The 498-nt window shown below is 34.9% G+C and carries 1 protein-coding gene; it reads right to left on the bottom strand.

All coding sequences use genetic code 11. The features are described from left to right. Nucleotides 1–57: 57 nt before the first annotated feature. Nucleotides 58–498: hypothetical protein (locus AC1DWA_RS33270; protein ID WP_477917728.1), on the bottom strand; the 441-nt coding region annotated here is incomplete at its 5' end.

Below are 498 nucleotides of genomic sequence, written 5' to 3'. Positions count from 1 at the left end.
TAATAAGACCCTACCAATTAATAAATTGGCAGGGCTCTCTATAATTCTAGTATTACTTTATTTCTTTAAAGGCTTTAAATTTATACGTGCTATTTCCTTATGATTCCTTACTATAACGAGGGTACCTTCTAATGCTTTTTGTCTTAACTTCTCTAATTTATCTTTGCTAGGTACTAGAGGCATTTGACTGTTCTCAATGGTTGTCCCTAGATCATAATTGAGATCTAGACTTGCTTCACCACTTTTATTAAAGTCTCCAATCCCTATACCTCTCCCTAGCCCCCCAGCACGCTCATCATCACTGTAAACATTGAAACCTAAGATATCCTTAGAAGTAGATTTCAGCTCCTTGTTTGGTATTATTTTTACGTCAATGTTATCTTCACCAGCGTTATACATTTTCTTATTGCCTGTTTGTTTTATCTTAAATTTATAATACAAGCTAGTGGGTACGAGCTCTAATGACTTCCCTTTTTCCCTTATTATTGTGGATCCTAC

The sequence above is a fragment of the Rhodococcus sp. P4_F3_2 genome (genome assembly GCF_056401335.1).
This window is presented reverse-complemented; position numbering and strand designations above follow the sequence as displayed.